The following is a 265-nucleotide window of genomic DNA, read 5'->3' on the forward strand; positions in this document are numbered from 1 at the left end:
AGGTAAGTCAATGGCTTCAAAAGAGGCAATCTTATAGGCTGGTGCATTTAATTTTTCTAATAGGTCTACAGCCGTATTATCAAAAGGCGAGCTAAACATAGTGATATCTAGTTTACGAGCATATTCAAATAGAGATTTATGCCACTCCCATGGCATATGCGCTTTTTCATAAAGGCTGTATAAGGTTTCGCCATCCCATAATCCGCCATGAATTTTGAAGTCTTCCGAATCACTATTTAGAGTAATCGTATCAGCGGTATAGGTT

1 protein-coding gene is annotated in these 265 nt (G+C 38.1%); it reads right to left on the reverse strand.

What is annotated here, in order from left to right:
* On the reverse strand, positions 1-265 hold a 265-nt coding region (locus tag AAEY79_RS15200), incomplete at both ends, for an N-acetylneuraminate synthase family protein (protein ID WP_352289307.1).

It is taken from the genome of Psychrobacter sp. GW64-MNA-CIBAN-0177 (genome assembly GCF_040309585.1).
In the GTDB taxonomy this organism is placed as follows: domain Bacteria; phylum Pseudomonadota; class Gammaproteobacteria; order Pseudomonadales; family Moraxellaceae; genus Psychrobacter; species Psychrobacter okhotskensis.